At 69.9% G+C, this 15,077-nt stretch carries 16 protein-coding genes and 1 riboswitch; of the genes, 8 read left to right on the top strand and 8 right to left on the bottom strand.

What is annotated here, in order from left to right:
• Nucleotide 1: 1 nt before the first annotated feature.
• Nucleotides 2–1,204 carry a cystathionine beta-lyase gene (gene metC, locus AC2YHJ_RS13080; RefSeq protein ID WP_487396502.1) on the top strand — a complete coding sequence of 401 codons (1,203 nt, stop codon included), beginning with the start codon at nucleotides 2–4 and terminating at the stop codon, nucleotides 1,202–1,204.
• Nucleotides 1,205–1,371: 167 nt separating this feature from the next.
• On the opposite strand, the gene AC2YHJ_RS13075 is transcribed toward metC, so the two are convergent.
• From AC2YHJ_RS13075 to AC2YHJ_RS13055, 5 genes are all read right to left on the bottom strand, one after another.
• Nucleotides 1,372–1,683, bottom strand: coding sequence for a glycine zipper domain-containing protein (locus tag AC2YHJ_RS13075; RefSeq protein ID WP_487396501.1), 312 nt, complete (start codon nucleotides 1,681–1,683; stop codon nucleotides 1,372–1,374).
• A 24-nt stretch (nucleotides 1,684–1,707) separates the two neighbouring features.
• A complete protein-coding gene (locus AC2YHJ_RS13070) occupies nucleotides 1,708–2,121 on the bottom strand; it encodes a Rap1a/Tai family immunity protein (protein ID WP_487396500.1) in 414 nt (137 codons plus the stop codon).
• A 225-nt stretch (nucleotides 2,122–2,346) separates the two neighbouring features.
• Entirely contained in the window at nucleotides 2,347–2,580 is a 234-nt protein-coding gene (locus AC2YHJ_RS13065; RefSeq protein WP_487396499.1) for a YMGG-like glycine zipper-containing protein, read from the bottom strand.
• A 16-nt stretch (nucleotides 2,581–2,596) separates the two neighbouring features.
• Nucleotides 2,597–3,037 carry a Rap1a/Tai family immunity protein gene (locus AC2YHJ_RS13060; RefSeq protein WP_487396498.1) on the bottom strand — a complete coding sequence of 147 codons (441 nt, stop codon included), beginning with the start codon at nucleotides 3,035–3,037 and terminating at the stop codon, nucleotides 2,597–2,599.
• Between the two features lie 162 nt (nucleotides 3,038–3,199).
• Entirely contained in the window at nucleotides 3,200–3,667 is a 468-nt protein-coding gene (locus tag AC2YHJ_RS13055; protein ID WP_487396497.1) for a Fur family transcriptional regulator, read from the bottom strand.
• A gap of 46 nt (nucleotides 3,668–3,713) precedes the next feature.
• Between AC2YHJ_RS13055 and hisI the strand changes: the two genes are divergently transcribed.
• The 6 genes from hisI (at nucleotide 3,714) to lpxB (ending at nucleotide 8,847) form a co-directional block, all read left to right on the top strand.
• Nucleotides 3,714–4,121, top strand: a complete 408-nt coding sequence (hisI, locus tag AC2YHJ_RS13050) for a phosphoribosyl-AMP cyclohydrolase (protein ID WP_487396496.1) — start codon at nucleotides 3,714–3,716, stop codon at nucleotides 4,119–4,121.
• Entirely contained in the window at nucleotides 4,118–5,161 is a 1,044-nt protein-coding gene (locus tag AC2YHJ_RS13045) for a CobW family GTP-binding protein (RefSeq protein ID WP_487396495.1), read from the top strand. The genes hisI and AC2YHJ_RS13045 overlap by 4 nt, the downstream gene beginning before the upstream one ends.
• 66 nt (nucleotides 5,162–5,227) lie before the next feature.
• On the top strand, nucleotides 5,228–6,175 hold the full coding sequence (locus AC2YHJ_RS13040) for a formylglycine-generating enzyme family protein (RefSeq protein ID WP_487396494.1): 948 nt from the start codon (nucleotides 5,228–5,230) through the stop codon (nucleotides 6,173–6,175).
• A gap of 40 nt (nucleotides 6,176–6,215) precedes the next feature.
• Nucleotides 6,216–6,815 (top strand): GNAT family N-acetyltransferase, encoded by a 600-nt coding sequence (locus AC2YHJ_RS13035; RefSeq protein ID WP_487396493.1) that lies wholly within the window; start codon nucleotides 6,216–6,218, stop codon nucleotides 6,813–6,815.
• Complete coding sequence (locus tag AC2YHJ_RS13030; protein WP_487396492.1) at nucleotides 6,812–7,699, top strand: carbon-nitrogen hydrolase family protein; 888 nt, start codon at nucleotides 6,812–6,814, stop codon at nucleotides 7,697–7,699. The genes AC2YHJ_RS13035 and AC2YHJ_RS13030 overlap by 4 nt, the downstream gene beginning before the upstream one ends.
• Nucleotides 7,696–8,847, top strand: a complete 1,152-nt coding sequence (gene lpxB, locus AC2YHJ_RS13025) for a lipid-A-disaccharide synthase (protein ID WP_487396491.1) — start codon at nucleotides 7,696–7,698, stop codon at nucleotides 8,845–8,847. Before AC2YHJ_RS13030 ends, lpxB begins: the two co-directional genes overlap by 4 nt.
• An 84-nt stretch (nucleotides 8,848–8,931) precedes the next feature.
• Here the strand turns inward: lpxB and metE are convergent, their stop codons facing one another.
• Nucleotides 8,932–11,247: a 5-methyltetrahydropteroyltriglutamate--homocysteine S-methyltransferase gene (metE, locus tag AC2YHJ_RS13020; RefSeq protein WP_487396490.1), complete on the bottom strand. Its 2,316-nt coding sequence runs from the start codon at nucleotides 11,245–11,247 to the stop codon at nucleotides 8,932–8,934.
• 66 nt (nucleotides 11,248–11,313) lie between these two features.
• Nucleotides 11,314–11,535: riboswitch (cobalamin riboswitch) on the bottom strand.
• Between the two features lie 224 nt (nucleotides 11,536–11,759).
• Here metE and AC2YHJ_RS13015 point away from each other — a divergent pair.
• Nucleotides 11,760–13,205 (top strand): DUF1254 domain-containing protein, encoded by a 1,446-nt coding sequence (locus tag AC2YHJ_RS13015; protein ID WP_487396489.1) that lies wholly within the window; start codon nucleotides 11,760–11,762, stop codon nucleotides 13,203–13,205.
• Between the two features lie 83 nt (nucleotides 13,206–13,288).
• Here AC2YHJ_RS13015 and AC2YHJ_RS13010 read toward each other — a convergent pair whose 3' ends face one another.
• Both AC2YHJ_RS13010 and AC2YHJ_RS13005 read right to left on the bottom strand, forming a co-directional pair.
• Nucleotides 13,289–14,062, bottom strand: a complete 774-nt coding sequence (locus AC2YHJ_RS13010; protein WP_487396488.1) for an SDR family NAD(P)-dependent oxidoreductase — start codon at nucleotides 14,060–14,062, stop codon at nucleotides 13,289–13,291.
• A 98-nt stretch (nucleotides 14,063–14,160) separates the two neighbouring features.
• Nucleotides 14,161–15,075: a ketopantoate reductase family protein gene (locus tag AC2YHJ_RS13005; protein WP_487396487.1), complete on the bottom strand. Its 915-nt coding sequence runs from the start codon at nucleotides 15,073–15,075 to the stop codon at nucleotides 14,161–14,163.
• Nucleotides 15,076–15,077: the final 2 nt, after the last annotated feature.

The following is a 15,077-nucleotide window of genomic DNA, read 5'->3' as shown; positions in this document are numbered from 1 at the left end:
CATGCCAGACGACCTCGCCAAGGCGCACCGCACCCAGGGTTTCGCCACCCGTATGTCCCATGCCGGCCGCGCCGGCACCCATGTCCATGGCTTCGTGAACCCCGCCGTGCATCGCGGTTCGACCGTGCTGCACCCGGATGCCGAAAGCCGCCGCGCTTTCTCCAAGGACCGCTTCAATCGCGTGATGACCTACGGCACCGCCGGCGGTCCGACGCACTACGCGCTTGAGGACGTGATCTGCGAGATCGAGGGCGGCACGCGCTGCGTCCTCGTCGGCACCGGCCTTGCCGCCGTCACCGTGCCGCTGATGGCGTATCTCAAGACCGGCGATCACTGCCTGATGCCCGACAGCGTCTATGGCCCCGGGCGCAACATCGCCAATGGCCTGATGACCGCCTATGGTATCGAGACGACCTTCTACGACCCGACCATCGACGAGGCCGGCGTGGCCGCGCTCATGCGGCCGAACACCAAGGTCGTCTACACCGAGAGCCCCGGCTCCCACACCTTCGAGCTGCAGGACATCCCCGCCATCGCGCGCGCCGCGCATGCCGGCGGTGCGAAGGTGCTGATGGACAACACCTGGGGCATCCACAACTTCATGCCGTTCAAGCACGGCGTGGACGTGTCGATCCAGGCGCTGACCAAGTATGTCGGCGGGCATTCGGACGTGCTGCTCGGCTCGATCACCACGAACACCGAGGAAGACTACGTGATCGTGCGCACGGCGGCCGGACAGATGGGCCATTTCGCCGCACCCGACGATTGCTGGCTGGCGCTGCGCGGCGCGCGCACCATGCCGGTGCGCCTGAAGCACCAGGAACAGAGCGGCCTTGCCGTCGCCCACTGGTTCGAGAAGCGCCCGGAAGTGCAGCGCGTCCTGCATCCGGGCCTCGCCTCCCACCCGCAGCATGCGCTGTTCAAGCGGGACTTCACCGGGTCGTGCTCGCTGTTCGGCGTGGTGTTCCAGCCGCGCTACACGGAAGCGGAGATCTTCCGCTTCATCGACAGCCTGGCGCTGTTCGGCATCGGCGCGTCCTGGGGTGGGTTCGAAAGCCTCGCGCTGCCGACCACGGGCTTCGTCACGCGCACGGCGACCAGCCCCGACCTCGGCGGGTTCACGGTGCGCATCCATATCGGGCTCGAGGATGTCAACGACCTGATCGCCGATCTGGACCAGGCGCTGGCGACGCTACCGAAGTAAGGAAGATTGGAGGGGCCCTGCCCCTCCAAGCCTCCCCGCCAAAGTGCAGTTCACTTTGGAATGCCATCCATTGGCACCGTGCCTGGCAGGTGCAGCGCCAGGTGACGGCGTTCCAAGGGGCACTGCCCCCTGGTGGGGTGGTCTGGAGGGGCGACGCCCCTCCGGCGTCAGTTCGAACCGCGCGCCTGCCGCTCACCCGACTGCACGCCGCGCTGATACGCCGCGTCCAGCTGCTGCTGCCGCCGTTCCGCCGCCTGGCGTTCGGCGACCTGATGCTGGTTCCACAGATACCCGCCAACCACGCCGACACCCGCGCCGATCAGCGCGCCGACGCCGGCATTCGCGGTGAAGGACCCGATCGCCGCGCCGGCCAGCGCACCGCCGGCGCCGCCAAGCAACACGTCGCGCCCGCCCGGCGTCATCGAATCACCCGAGCAGCCGCCAAGGCCGAGGGCCAGCGCCGCGGGAAGAAGGACCATCTTGCGCATCCTGGGCACTCCGTCTCAGCGCGCACCGCGGCGCGCGGGCGCCTGCGGGCAGGGATAGGTGGCGATGAACCAGCGGGCGAGGCCATCCACGGCCAGCTCGTTCGCATGCTGCGGGTTGGCCTGCGACCACGCCGCGAAGGCGGTGGCCGCCTGCGCCCCGGTCGGTGCGGGGTTGGGCACGCAGAACAGCGGGCGATGGCGCGTGCCGGGCTGTGTCATCGCCGCGTGGTACTGCGCGAAGCCACCGATGAAGCCGCGGCACAGGCCATTCGCCTCGGCGAAGTTCGCCGCGATCGAGGGCGTGGCGCACAGCGCGGCGAGTTCAGCGACGGTCGCGGTGTTCGAACCACGCGCGGCTTGTGGCGTCTGGGCCATGGCCGGCGCCGCGGCGAGTAGCGCCGCTGCCGTGAGTAGAGTCTTGAGGCGCATGTCGGTCCTGTCCTTCCGTCGCGCGATTGGCGTACCGCCCCGAAGCAGGGAATCGGAACGCCGACGCAGTGTCCAACGGGTCGGAAGCGGACGGCAACGGGGCAGAAGGATCTGGCCCGCCAAGGCGACGCGGCGCGGCCGCCGGCCTGTGCCGGAGAGGGACGAGGTCCCTCCCCGCGTGTCACCGCCGCGGCATCGCCGCGACGGTCCCATCGATCACGGCGATCAGCGCTGCCGGCTGCTGCTGATCGCGTAGCCGCTCGCGCCGCCGACACCCGCGCCGATCAGCGCGCCCCAGCCGGCATTGCCCGACAGGGAGCCGAGCGCGGCACCACCGAGCGCGCCGATGCCCGCGCCCGTGGCCGTCGATCGCTGATTCTCGGTCATGCCCGCGCAGCCGGTGAGGCCGACGCCGAGCAGCAGCACGGCCGCGATGCGGACAGGCTTCTTCGTCATCATGGCGTTCTCCTCCCGCTCAGCGGCGCCGCGCGGCGGGTGCCGCCGGGCAGGGATAGGTGTTGGCGGCGAAGCGCAGCACGCCTTCGGCGGCGCGTGTGCCGGAATACTGCTGGTTGGCCGCAGCCCAGGAGACGAACTCCGAGGCCACGCGATCGAGCGTCGGGGCTTGCTCGGGCATGCAGAAGACCGGGCGCTGGGCACGCGGACCGCTGGTGTAGATCGAATGCACCTGTCCGATCGTGACGAGGGCCGCGTAGCACGCCGGGCGCAGTGCCACGGCATTGGCATTGTCCGCCGCCGGGCCGCACAGCCTGGCGAGATCGGCCGTGGTGAACGTGGCTGGCGCGCCACCGGCGGCCTGGCCCTGGGCAAGGGCGGGCGTGGCGGCGAGCGCGCCAGCCAGCGCCAGGGCGATGCCTCCGCGCCGCAGCATCCGAATGGGTGTGAGGGAGAGCATGGTGACTGTCGTCCTCCTTGCCGAGGCCGGGATGGCCCTCGGACTGTCAGGGTCGTGCCACGGCATGGTTACTGGCAAGCAGGACCTGCACAATGACGCAGCGCAAGCCGGCGGGACGGAGGCGGCAGCAGCGGGACGCAGGGCAAAGTGCCGCGCGCGGCTTCACGCCGCCGCGCAGCGCACGCAGGTGCCCTCGATCTCGACCGTCGCCTCGGCCAGGTGGAACCCGGCGCGCCGGGCGGCGGCCTCGATCGCATGGGCCACGCCGTGGTCCGTGATCTCCACCGTCGCGCCGCAGGTCCGGCAGATCAGGAACTGGTGCGGATGGTGGTGGTCATGCGCATGCCCATGCCCGGCATCGGCGCAGCCGATATAGGCGTTCAGCCGCTCCAGCTTGTGGATCAGCCCATGTTCCAGCAGGAAGTCGAGCGCGCGATAGACCGTGGGCGGCGCGGCACCGGGGCGGGAGACCTTCAGCCGGTCGAGCAGCGCATAGGCGCCAACCGGGGCGTCGGCCTCCAGCACCAGTTCCAGCACCTGTCGGCGCAGCGGGGTCAGCGTCGCGCCACGGCGCAGGCAGGCGGCCTCGGCTTCCCGCAGGGCAGTCTCGCGCATCGCGGCCTCGGCCATGTCACCACCTCGCTTCCGGCATCAGCGGATATTATATCATCGGCTGATGACCACCACCGCCCCCGACGCCGCCGCCCGATTGATCGCGGGCATCCGCTTCGACGCCAATGGCCTCGTGCCCTGCATCGCCCAGCAACATGACAGCGGGGAGGTGCTGATGATGGCCTGGATGAATGCCGAGGCGGTCGCCGAGACGCTGACCACCGGGCGCGTCTGCTACTGGTCACGCTCGCGCCAGGCGCTGTGGCGCAAGGGGGAGACCTCAGGGCAGCAGCAGCGGCTGGTGGATCTGCGGGTCGATTGCGACGGCGACACGCTGCTGGCGCTGGTGGACCAGGATGGCGTCGCCTGCCACACCGGCCGGCGCAACTGCTTCTTCCATGCCCTGCGCGATGGCGAGGTCACCGAGATCGCCGCGCCGCTGGTCGATCCGAAGACGCTCTACGGCGCATGAAGCGGGACAAGATCCCCGTCACGGTGCTGACCGGCTTCCTCGGCGCCGGCAAGACGACGCTGCTGAACCGGCTGCTCAAGGCGCCGGAGATGGCCGCGACCGCCGTGCTGATCAACGAATTCGGCGAGATCGGCCTCGATCACCTGCTGGTCGAGCGGCTGGACGACGATGTCGTGCTGCTCAATGCCGGCTGCCTGTGCTGCACCGTGCGCGGGGATCTGGTGCGGGTGCTGCGCGACCTCGCGTCGCGGGCCGAGGCCGGGCAGGAAATCCGCCGCGTGGTGGTCGAGACGACCGGTCTCGCCGACCCCGCGCCGATCCTGCAGACGCTGATGACCGATCCGGTGGTGCTGTCGGCCTTTCGGCTGGATGGCGTGGTCACTCTGGTCGATGCCGTCGTGGGGATGGCCACGCTCGACACGCAGGTCGAGGCGGTGAAGCAGGCGGCGATGGCCGACCGGCTGGTGCTGACCAAGGCGGATATCGCCCCGCCCGAGGCGGTGACGGCACTGGCCGCGCGGCTCGCGGCGCTGAATCCGGTCGCGCCGCTGCTGCGCGCCGAACAGGGCGCGATCGACCCCGCCGCACTGCTGGATGCCGGCGGCTTCGACACGGCGGGGCGAATCCCCGATGTCGCGCGCTGGCTGGCTGCTGAGGCCGGGCACCACCACGACCATCACCACCACCACGACCCCAACCGCCACGATGCGGGAATCGAGGCGATCAGCCTCGAATTCGACGCCCCGCTGCCCTGGGACGGGGTGGCCACCTGGCTCGAGATACTGGCCTTGACGCGCGGCAATTCAATTTTGCGTGTGAAGGGGCTGTTGAACATCGCAGGCGAGGAGCGGCCCGTGGTCGTGCATGGCGTGCAGCATGTCTTCCACCCGCCACTGCGGCTTGCGGCCTGGCCGGACGGGCACGACCGCAGGTCACGGCTGACGCTCGTGCTGCGCAACTTGCCGCGAGCGGTGGTCGAGGAAGGTCTCGCTGCCTTCGTCACCGCGGCACGGGAATCGATGCAAATTCGCACGGATTGACCGCTGCTCCAGTATATCGGCGCGTGGGGCGACTGCGTTACGCTGCCGCCGAAGTCGGAGCGGTGAATGGTGAAGGTGTCTTTCCTGGCGGCGATTGTCGTCATGGCAATGTGCGTCGGCGACGGCCAGGCCCAGACGCGGCCGCAGACTTTCCGCGATTGTTCCAACTGCCCGGAGATGGTGCCGTTGCCCGGCGGCACCTTCACCATGGGCGTGCCGCGCGGGGAGGAGGAACGCGAGGGCGTGCCGGTCGCATCGCGCGGCCGGTCGGAACCGCAGCGGCGCGTCACCATCCCCTCGGGCCTCGCCATGTCGCGCAACGCGGTCACGCTCGGCGAATTCGCTGCCTTCGTCACCGCGACCGGGCATTCCCCCGGCTCGGGCTGCTGGGCCTTCGTGAACACCGGCACGACCTACGAATACCAGGAGAACCCGAGATACGACTGGCGCAACCCCGGATTCCCGCAGAAGGAGGACCATCCGGTCGTCTGCGTGAGCTGGCTGGATGCGCAGGCCTATGTGCGCTGGCTCAGCCAGACCACGGGCAAGCAATACCGGCTGCCAAGCGAGGCGGAATGGGAATTCGCCGCGCGCGCCGGCACCGCCACCGCCCGCTTCTGGGGGGATTCGCCGGCGGCTGCCTGCACCTATGGCAATGTGCTCGACCTGTCGCTGGCCACGGCGCAGAACCTGGATCGCCGGCCGCAATTCGCTTTCCGCTGCAGTGACCGCCATGTCTTCACCGCGCCGGTCGGCAGCTTCCAGCCGAATGCCTTCGGCCTGTACGACATGCTCGGCAATGTCTGGCAGTGGATGAGCGACTGCGTGAACCCGACGCTGGACGGCCAGCCGGCGGATGGTTCGCCGCGCCTGACCGGGGATTGCGACAGCCGGTCGATGCGCGGCGGGTCCTGGGCGCATCTGCCCTGGTATGTGCGCGCGGGCAACCGCGTGCGCGGCACGGCCGCGGACCGCTACAATTTCGCCGGCATCCGCGTGGTGCGCGACAGGTAGCCCCCTTCCCCGCCGCCGGCCCGGCCCCTATGCATCGGGCATGAGTGCCCCACCCCTTCGCTTCGAGACCCTGAGCGGCGACGCGCTGCGCGCCTGGCTGCCGCGCCTCGCGGGGCTGCGCACCGCGGTGTTCCGTGACTGGCCGTATCTCTACGACGGCACGGCCGGCTACGAGGAAACCTACCTCGCCGCCTATGCCGACAGCCCCGGCGCCGCGGTGATCGCCGCGATCGACGGGGATCGCGCGGTTGGTTGCGCCACCTGCCAGCCGATGCTGGAAGCGACGGCGCCGGTGCAGGCGGCCTTCAGCGGGCGCGGCCTCGACCCCGCGCGCTTCTGCTATTTCGGCGAGAGCGTGCTGCTGCCTGAGTATCGCGGCCGCGGTGCCGGCGTGCGCTTCTTCGAGATGCGGGAAGCGCATACACGCTCGCTCGGCCTGCAGGCGGCCGCCTTCTGCGCCGTGACGCGCAACGACAACGACCCGCGCAGGCCGAAGGACTACGTCCCGCTCGATGCCTTCTGGGGCAAGCGCGGCTACACGCGCCGCGCCGACATCTCCGTCATCTTCGAGTGGAAGGAGGTCGACGACGATCGCGACACGCCGCATGCCCTCGGCTTCTGGGTGAAGGACCCGCTGTGAGCGCGCCGCTGCGGCTGGGGCTGCTGCAATACGGCGTCGGGCAGCCCGCATCGGTCGCCGCTTTCGCCCGCGCGCTGGAAGCGCGGCTGGAACAAGGGCGTGCGCAGGCCGACCTGCTGGTGCTGCCGGAATATGCCTGCGTCGAACTGGGTGCGGCGCTTGCCGGCGGTAATGCGGCGGATGAGGCCACCGAACTCGCCGCGATGGTTGCCGCGGGGCCGGACATCCTGGCCGCGATGCGCGATGTCGCGCGGCGGCTCGGCGTCTGGCTGCTGCCAGGCACGCTGCCGTTGCGGCGGGCTGACGGCCGCATCGTCAACCGCGCACCGCTGATCGCGCCTGATGGCCGCATGGCGGTGCAGGAGAAGCGGGCGATGACGCGCTTCGAGACCGAACGCTGGGGCGTGACGCAGGGTGCCGACCCGAATGTGTTCGATACGCCCTGGGGCCGCATCGGCATCTCGGTCTGCTACGACGTGGAATTCCCCAAGCATGTCCGCACGCAGGTCGAAGCAGGCGCCTGGCTGATCCTCGCACCGTCCTGCACGGACACGATGCACGGCTTCAACCGCGTGCGTATCGGCGCGGCGGCACGCGCGATGGAGAACCAGTGCTACGTCGCCATCACCCCGACGGTGGGCGCGGCACCATGGTCCGCGGCGCTCGACGTGAATCGCGGTCACGCGGCGGTGTTCGGCCCGGTCGATCGCGGCTTCCCCGAGGATGGCGTGCTGGCGCGCGGGGCGCTCGACCAGGATCAATGGGTGTTCTGCACGCTCGACCCTGCCCGCATCGCCGCGGTGCGGGAGGATGGCCAGGTCCGTAACCACCGGGACTGGCCGAGGCGCCCCTTCGACGCCCCTGCCCCAGCGGTCTTCGCATGACGCGCATCCATGTGGTGGCCGGAGAGGCCTCCGGCGACGTGCTCGGCGCGCGGCTGATCGCGGCCCTGCGGGCGCGGCGGCCCGATCTGGAATTCTCCGGCATCGGTGGGCCGCGCATGGCCGAACAGGGCGTGCCGAGCCTGTTCGACTATCGCGAACTCGCCCTGATGGGCCTGCTGGAGGTGCTGCCCAAGATTTTCCGGCTGAAGCGGTTGCTGGCCGATGCCGTGGCCGATGTCGCATCGCGCCGGCCGGATGTGCTGGTGACGATCGACAGCCCCGGCTTCACGCTGCGGCTGGCGGAACGCGTGAAGCCGCTCGGCGTCCCGGTGGTGCACTACGTCGCGCCGCAGGTCTGGGCCTGGCGGCCGGGGCGCGTGGCCGAACTGAAGCACAAGGTGGACCGCATCCTCTGCCTGCTGCCCTTCGAACCGATCTTCTTCGAGAATGCAGGCATTCCCGTCACCTTCGTCGGTCATCCCGTGTTGGAAAGCGGCGCGGACCGCGGCGACGCGGCGCGCTTCCGCGCGGCGCACGACCTGACGGAGGCCGATCGCCCCGTCATCGTCATGCCCGGCAGCCGGCGGATGGAAGCGTCCCGCCTGCTGCCGGTCTTCGGCGGCGCGTTGCGGCTCGCGGCGCAACGCCTGCCCAGCTTGCGCCCGGTGCTGCCCGTCGCACCCATCGTCGCCGAGGCGGTGCGCAACGCCGCCGCCGACTGGCCGGCCACGCCCATCCTGATCGAGGGCAACGACGCCAAGCACGATGCCTTCGCCGCCGTCGCGCAATCCGGCGGCGCGGGGCTGATCAAGTCCGGCACCTCCTCGCTGGAGATGGCGGTCGCCGGCATCCCGCATGTCGTCGCCTACCGGCTCAACCCGATCACCGCCGAGATCGCGCGGCGGCTGGTGAAGGTGCCGCATGCCTCGCTGGTGAACCTGCTGGCGGAACGCGAAGTCGTGCCGGAACGCATCCAGGGGCCCTGCACGCCGGAATCGCTCGCCGAGGCGCTGCTGCGCCCGATGCTCGACCCCGCCGTGGCCGCTGCGCAACGTGAAGGCTTCGCCGAGGCGCTGGCGCATCTGCGCGCGCCGGAGGGCCTGCCCTCCGAGGCTGCGGCGGTGGCCGTACTCGGCATGCTGGGTTGAAGGCTGGAGGGGCGTCGCCCCTCCAGACCACCCCACCAAAGGCCAGTGGCCTTTGGAATGCCGTCAATTGGCACAATGCGCGGGCTATGCCGCCTCCGCCCGCAGCCGGCGCGCCGCCGCGACCAGATTCGCCATGGCCGGCTTCACCTCCGCCCAGCCGCGCGTCTTGCAGCCGCAATCGGGGTTCACCCACAGCCTTTCGCGCGGCAGGTGGCGCGCGGCCTGGCGCAGCAGTGCGACCATCTCCTCGGCACCCGGCACGCGCGGGCTGTGGATGTCCCACACCCCCGGCCCGATCGCGTTGGGGTAATCGAAGTCGACAAAGGCGCGCAGCAACTCCATCCGGCTGCGCGCCGTCTCCACCGAGATCACATCCGCATCCATCGCGGCGATGGCACCGATGATGCCGTTGAACTCGGCGTAGCACATGTGGGTGTGGATCTGCGTCGCATCGCCCACGGCGCTGGCGCTGAGCCGGAAGCAGAAGGCCGCCCAGTCGAGATAGGCCGCCTGGTCGGCGCGGCGCAGCGGCAGGCCCTCGCGGAAGGCGGGCTCGTCGATCTGGATGATGGCGATGCCGGCGTCTTCCAGGTCGCGCACCTCCTCCCGCAACGCGAGTGCGATCTGCGTGCAGACCTCGCGGCGGGGAATGTCCTCTCGCACGAAGGCCCAGAACAGCATCGTCACCGGCCCGGTGAGCATGCCCTTCACCGGACGATCGGTGAGCGACTGCGCATGGCGTGCCCAGTGCAGCGTCATCGGCTCGGGGCGGGAGACATCGCCCCAGATGATCGGCGGCGCGACGCAGCGGCTGCCATAGGACTGCACCCAGCCATGCCTGGTGAAGGCGTAGCCCTGCAACTGCTCCCCGAAATACTTGACCATGTCGTTGCGCTCGAACTCGCCATGGACGAGGACATCCACGCCCTCCGCCTCCTGCCAGGCGATCGCCTCCGCGGTCAGTGCTTCCATCCGCGCGGTGTAGTCGGCGCTGCCCAGCACACCGCGCGCGTGGTCGGCGCGCGCCCTGCGGATCTCGGCGGTCTGCGGGAACGATCCGATGCTCGTCACCGGGAAGGGCGGCAGGTTCAGGCGGTGCTGCTGCGCGGCCGCACGCTGCGGATAGGCCGAGACACGCTGCGCCATGCGCGGCGTCACGGCAGCGACCGCCGCGGCGACGCCTGCGTCATGGACGCGCGGATCGGCGCGCCATTCGGCCAGGGCACGGTCGGAGTCCGCCAGCGCGGCGGCGATGACGCCCTCACCCTCATCGAGGCCACGGGCCAGTGCCGCGATCTCCGCAAGCTTCTCCTCCGCGAAGGCGAGGCGGCGCTTCAGCTTGGGATCGAGCGCATCCTCCCGTGCCAGCGTGTGCGGCACGTGAAGCAGCGAGCAGCTCGGCGCGACCAGCAATTGCCGCGTGCCGCGCCGCCCGGCGACGCCGCGCAGCGTCGCGAGCGCCGCGCGCAGATCCGTCCGCCACACATTGCGGCCATCGACGACGCCGAGCGACAGCCAGCGATCCGCCGGCAGCGCATCGAGCGCCGCGTCCAGCCCATCGCGCCCGCGCGTCAGGTCCAGATGCAGCCCATGCACCGGCAACCCGGCGGCAATCGGCAGATTGTCGCGCAGCCCGCCGAAATAGGTCGCGAGCAGCAGCCGCAGCCCCGGCGCGGCATCCGCCAAGCGCCGGAAGGCCGCCGCATAGGCCTCCGCCGCGTCGGCCGGCAGGTCCGTCACCAGGCAGGGCTCGTCGATCTGCACCCAGGATGCGCCGGCCTCCGCGATGCCGCGCAGCGCGGCCTCATAGGCCGGCAGCAGGGCGGGCAGCAGCGAGAGCGGTGCGACGCCATCCTCGGTCTTGGACAGCAGCAGGAAGGAGACGGGGCCGAGCAGCACGGGGCGCGTGCGGCAATTCCCGGCCAGACCCTCGACGACGGCCTCGGCCCAGCGGTTGTGCAGCAGGCGGAAGCGCGTGGCGGCCGACAGGCGCGGCACCAGGTAGTGGTAGTTGGTGTCGAACCACTTGGTCATCTCAAGCGCCGGGGCGTCCGGCGCGACGCCGGCCTCACGCTCCGCCGCGTTGCCACGCGCCCCGCGCGCCAGGGCGAACAGCGTCGTGAGGCTCGCCGGCCCCTGCCCGCCCCAGCCGTAGCCCTGCGGGATGGCGCCGAAGGCGAGCGCGGTTTCCAGCACATGGTCGTAGAGCGCGAAATCAGCCGAGGCGACATGGCCGATGCCCGCACCGCGCTGCGTGGCCCGCGCATTGCCACGCAGCACGGCACCGACGGCGTGCAGGCCGCCCTCATCGAGCGTGCCGGTCCAATGGGCCTCAAGCGCGGCCTTCCATTCGCGGCGTGGGCCGATGCGGGGGTAGCCGAGGGTGGCTGCGATGGTCATCGCGTGCGTCTCCGCCCCCGGTGCACCCAGCCCGGCGGCCAAAGGGTGGCGCTGCCCGCGGATGAAGGCGGGTCGGCGGCGCCGGCAGGTTTCCTGGCTTGCGGGTCGCCACCACCGGCCCGCCTTCCCGCACGGTGGACCGTGCAGTGGCCCGCAGTGGCACTGCGGAAGGGCCGGCGGCTCACCGCCGACAGTTGCTGGGGCAGCCGCCGACTGACGGGGGCGATCCCCGCATACGGCGTTCCCTCTTACGCCCGCTCGCGCAGGACCAACGCCTCATAAGGATATCTGTATGTCTTTCTGATGCAAGCGCCGAATTTGCGCTGGCGATCGGATATAATTCCTATTATGCTGTCTCATCGCTGCAGGGTCGTGTCTTCGCGCCGAATCTGGATAGCCTTTCATTCGGACGCCGGCCCGATGCGCGGGTAACATCCATTGCGACACCGCATCGCGGGACCAGGCGCGCCAGGCGGCCCGCCACCACGATGCCGCTGCAGGAGAGATCACGCATGTCCATCGTTACCAGGCGCGGCGTCGTCGCGGCGTCCACGCTTGCGGCTCCGCTGCTCGCTGCCGGTCGGGCCGGGGCGCAGCCATCCGAGATGCCAGCCGCCCACACCAGCGATGCGGCGCAGGTGCTGATGGATGCCTATATCTACGGCTACTCGCTGATCACCACCGAGGTGACGCGGGTGCAGATGTCGAACGTGCCCGAAATGCGTGGGCTGCAAGCCCCGATGGGGCAGTTCATCAATGTGCCCCGCTACCCACCGGCGGACTACCGGGGTGTCTCGGCGCCGAATGCCGACACCCTGTATTCGCTCGCCTGGCTCGACCTCGGCGCGGAACCGATGGTCTTCTCGCATCCCGACATGGGCAACCGCTTCTTTCTGTTCCCCATGTACAGCCTGTGGATGCCGGTCGTGGAATCGCCCGGCACCCGCACCACGGGCGGAAAGGCGGCGAATTTCCTGATCACCGGGCCGGGCTGGTCGGGGCAGGTGCCGGCGGGGATGACGCGGATCAGTTCGCCGACCCGCTACCTCGTCATCCTGGGGCGTACCTTCGCGGATGGCACGGACGCCGACTACGCCGCGGTCAACGCCTTGCAGGCCCAGTACAAGCTGACGCCGCTCTCGGCCTTCGGCAGCAACTACACCTTCCGTGCCCCGCCGGTGGACCCGAACCCCGGCTTCAGCATGACCGACAAGCCGCAATCGGTGATCCTCGGCTTGTCCGCCGAGGACTACTTCACCCGCATGGCGCGGCTGATGGGCGGGGCCGCTCCGCCGGCACCGGAGGATGCGCCGATGCTCGCCCGCATGGCGCAGGTCGGCATCGTGCCGGGCCAGCCCTTCGATGCGTCGAAGCTGCCCGCCGCCGCGCGCGAGAGCCTGCGCGACCTGCCGCAGCGTGCCTTGCGGGCCATCGAGGCCAATCGCGTCGCGATGGGCACGATGGTCAATGGCTGGATCATCACCAAGGGCCTCGGGCGCTATGGCACCGACTACATGAAGCGCGCGCTGGTCGCGGCCTTCGGCTGGCCGGCCAATCTCGAGGACGACGCGGTCTATCCCTACACGACCGTGGACAGCGAGGGACGGACGCTGAACGGGGCGAACCGCTACACCCTGACCTTCCCGGCGGGGCAGACGCCGCCGGTCAACGGCTTCTGGTCGATCACCATGTATGAGATCGACCAGGGCTGGTGGTTCGTGCCCAACCGGCTGAACAAGTTCACTGTCAGCCCGCGCAACAACCTCAAGGCCAATGCCGACGGTTCGACGACGCTGTATTTCCAGCGCGAATCACCCGGTGCGGAGCTGGAGAGCAACTGGCTGCCGGCCCCGGCCGGGGATTTCATCCCGATGCTGCGGATGTATTGGCCCAAGGCGGACGCACCTTCGATCCTCAACGGCACCTGGACACCGCCGCGGGTCCTGAAGGTCGGCTGAAACGCGATCGGGGGTGGCCCGCGCGCCACCCCCGATAAAGCGATAAAAGGGATAAAAACCTAAAAGCCTAAAGTGCCCGCAACCTACGCGTGCATGATGCTGCCGCCATCCTCGATCCAGTTCTGGCCGGTGATGAAGGAGGCGGCGTCCGACAGCAGGAAGCAGATCAGCGGCGCGACTTCGGCCGGCAGCGCGATGCGGCCGAGCGGGATGCGCGCCAGCGTCCGTTCGCGGAACCGTTCGGAGCGCACGGTCTCGGTCATCGGCGTCTCGACCGTGCCGAAACCGACGCTGTTCACCCGGACGCCATAGCGCGCCCATTCCAGCGCGCCGGTCATGGTGATGCCGAAGACGCCCGATTTCGCCGCGGCATAGTTCACCTGCCCAATGGAACCGCGCTTACCGGCAGTGGAGGAGATGTTGACGATCGCGCCCGGGCTGGTCTCGCCGGCGCGCGCGCGGGCGATCATGTGGCGGCCGACGGCCTGCTGCATCAGGTGCACGGCGGTCAGGTTCACCTCAAGCACCGCCTGCCATTGCGGCAGGGTCATCTTCTCGATCATCGCGGGGCGGGTGATGCCGGCATTGTTCACTAGGCCATGCACCGCGCCGAAGCGCGCCACCGCCTGATCGACGACCGAGGCGCAGAACGCTTCGTCCGACACGTCGCCCCGCACCGCCAGCGTGCGGTCCCCGCCCAGCGCGGCGGAAACATCGGCGAAGGTCTGCGGGTTGCGTTCGACCATGACAAGGTTGCCGCCGAGATCGAGCACGAGTTCGGAGATGGCCCGGCCGATCCCCTGGCCGGTGCCGGTGACGATGACGGTGCGGCCCGTCAGTTCCATCGGATTGCGCATGGTCTGTTTCCTTCCCCTCAGGTGTCGTTAAGGAAAGGGTCGCGCGGCGGCCGGGCGCTGGCAAGGGCACCCGACCGATCGGTCGGGCCCTGATCCTGTCAGGCGCCCCGCGCCGTGGCCTCTGCCGCCTTCACCAGCGTGTGCAATACCCGGTTCGCCGGTGTCGGAATGCCGAGCGCCGCGCCGCGCCGGATGACGAAGCCGTTGAGGTGGTCGATCTCGGTCGGCTTGCCCTGGGCCAGGTCCTGCGCCGTCGAAGATCGCTGCCCCGGCATGCTGGCGGCGAGACCGAGGACGCCCGCCAGGACGTCCGGGGCGACCGTCACGCCGGATGCGTTCGCCACCGCGACGCATTCGGCAACGACATCGGTCATGACCTCCTGGACGCCCTCCATGGGCAGCAGGCGGCCATAGGGAAGCTGCGTCAGTGCCGAGAGCGCATTGTAGGCGCAGTTCACGATCAGCTTCGCCCAGAGCGCATCGACCGCGTTGTCGGAGATGCGTGTCGGGATGCCGGCGGCGCTGAACTGCGCGACGATCCGTTCGCCCATCGCACAAGGGCCCATCACCAGTTCGCCGCGGCCGTGGTGCTTCACATGGCCCGGCCCGGCCATCGCGGTCGCGACATAGACGGCGACCGGCACGACGGTCCTTCCCACGACGGGCCGCAGCCTGTCGGCATTGTCCACGCCGTTCTGCAGGTTGAGGATCGTGACGTCCGGACGCAGATACGGCGCGATCTGGCGCCCCACCGCTTCCGTGTCGCCCGACTTCACGCAGAACAGCACGATGTCAGCCTCGGCCACGCCGCTGGGCTCGGTGGTGGCGGCCATCGGCACGGCTATGCGGTCCTCGCCGATCTCCAGCAGAAGGCCGCGCTCACTCACCGCATCGACATGCTGCCGGCGCCCGACCAGCGTGACCGGCGCACCCGCCCGGGCGAGCATGCCACCGTAATAGCAGCCGACCGAGCCGGCACCCATCACGGCGATCTTCATGACCGGCGCGCCCATCG

The sequence above is a fragment of the Roseomonas sp. SRI_022 genome (assembly GCF_057586215.1).
The sequence above is the reverse complement of the archived record's forward strand: the minus strand, read 5'-3'. Positions and strand labels throughout refer to the sequence as shown.

What these genes read in the sequence shown, in the direction of transcription:
- AC2YHJ_RS13055 (WP_487396497.1), bottom strand. Translation starts at nt 3,667, where the DNA reads ATGGCCGAGGCCGCGATGCGCGAGACTGCCCTGCGGGAAGCCGAGGCC.
- AC2YHJ_RS13070 (WP_487396500.1), bottom strand. Translation starts at nt 2,121, where the DNA reads ATGCGCCTCAAGACTCTACTCACGGCAGCGGCGCTACTCGCCGCGGCG.
- AC2YHJ_RS13010 (WP_487396488.1), bottom strand. Translation starts at nt 14,062, where the DNA reads ATGCGCAATCCGATGGAACTGACGGGCCGCACCGTCATCGTCACCGGC.
- AC2YHJ_RS13005 (WP_487396487.1), bottom strand. Translation starts at nt 15,075, where the DNA reads ATGGGCGCGCCGGTCATGAAGATCGCCGTGATGGGTGCCGGCTCGGTC.
- lpxB (WP_487396491.1), top strand. Translation starts at nt 7,696, where the DNA reads ATGACGCGCATCCATGTGGTGGCCGGAGAGGCCTCCGGCGACGTGCTC.
- AC2YHJ_RS13065 (WP_487396499.1), bottom strand. Translation starts at nt 2,580, where the DNA reads ATGATGACGAAGAAGCCTGTCCGCATCGCGGCCGTGCTGCTGCTCGGC.
- metE (WP_487396490.1), bottom strand. Translation starts at nt 11,247, where the DNA reads ATGACCATCGCAGCCACCCTCGGCTACCCCCGCATCGGCCCACGCCGC.
- AC2YHJ_RS13060 (WP_487396498.1), bottom strand. Translation starts at nt 3,037, where the DNA reads ATGCTCTCCCTCACACCCATTCGGATGCTGCGGCGCGGAGGCATCGCC.
- AC2YHJ_RS13040 (WP_487396494.1), top strand. Translation starts at nt 5,228, where the DNA reads ATGGTGAAGGTGTCTTTCCTGGCGGCGATTGTCGTCATGGCAATGTGC.
- AC2YHJ_RS13015 (WP_487396489.1), top strand. Translation starts at nt 11,760, where the DNA reads ATGTCCATCGTTACCAGGCGCGGCGTCGTCGCGGCGTCCACGCTTGCG.
- AC2YHJ_RS13075 (WP_487396501.1), bottom strand. Translation starts at nt 1,683, where the DNA reads ATGGTCCTTCTTCCCGCGGCGCTGGCCCTCGGCCTTGGCGGCTGCTCG.
- hisI (WP_487396496.1), top strand. Translation starts at nt 3,714, where the DNA reads ATGACCACCACCGCCCCCGACGCCGCCGCCCGATTGATCGCGGGCATC.
- AC2YHJ_RS13035 (WP_487396493.1), top strand. Translation starts at nt 6,216, where the DNA reads ATGAGTGCCCCACCCCTTCGCTTCGAGACCCTGAGCGGCGACGCGCTG.
- metC (WP_487396502.1), top strand. Translation starts at nt 2, where the DNA reads ATGCCAGACGACCTCGCCAAGGCGCACCGCACCCAGGGTTTCGCCACC.
- AC2YHJ_RS13045 (WP_487396495.1), top strand. Translation starts at nt 4,118, where the DNA reads ATGAAGCGGGACAAGATCCCCGTCACGGTGCTGACCGGCTTCCTCGGC.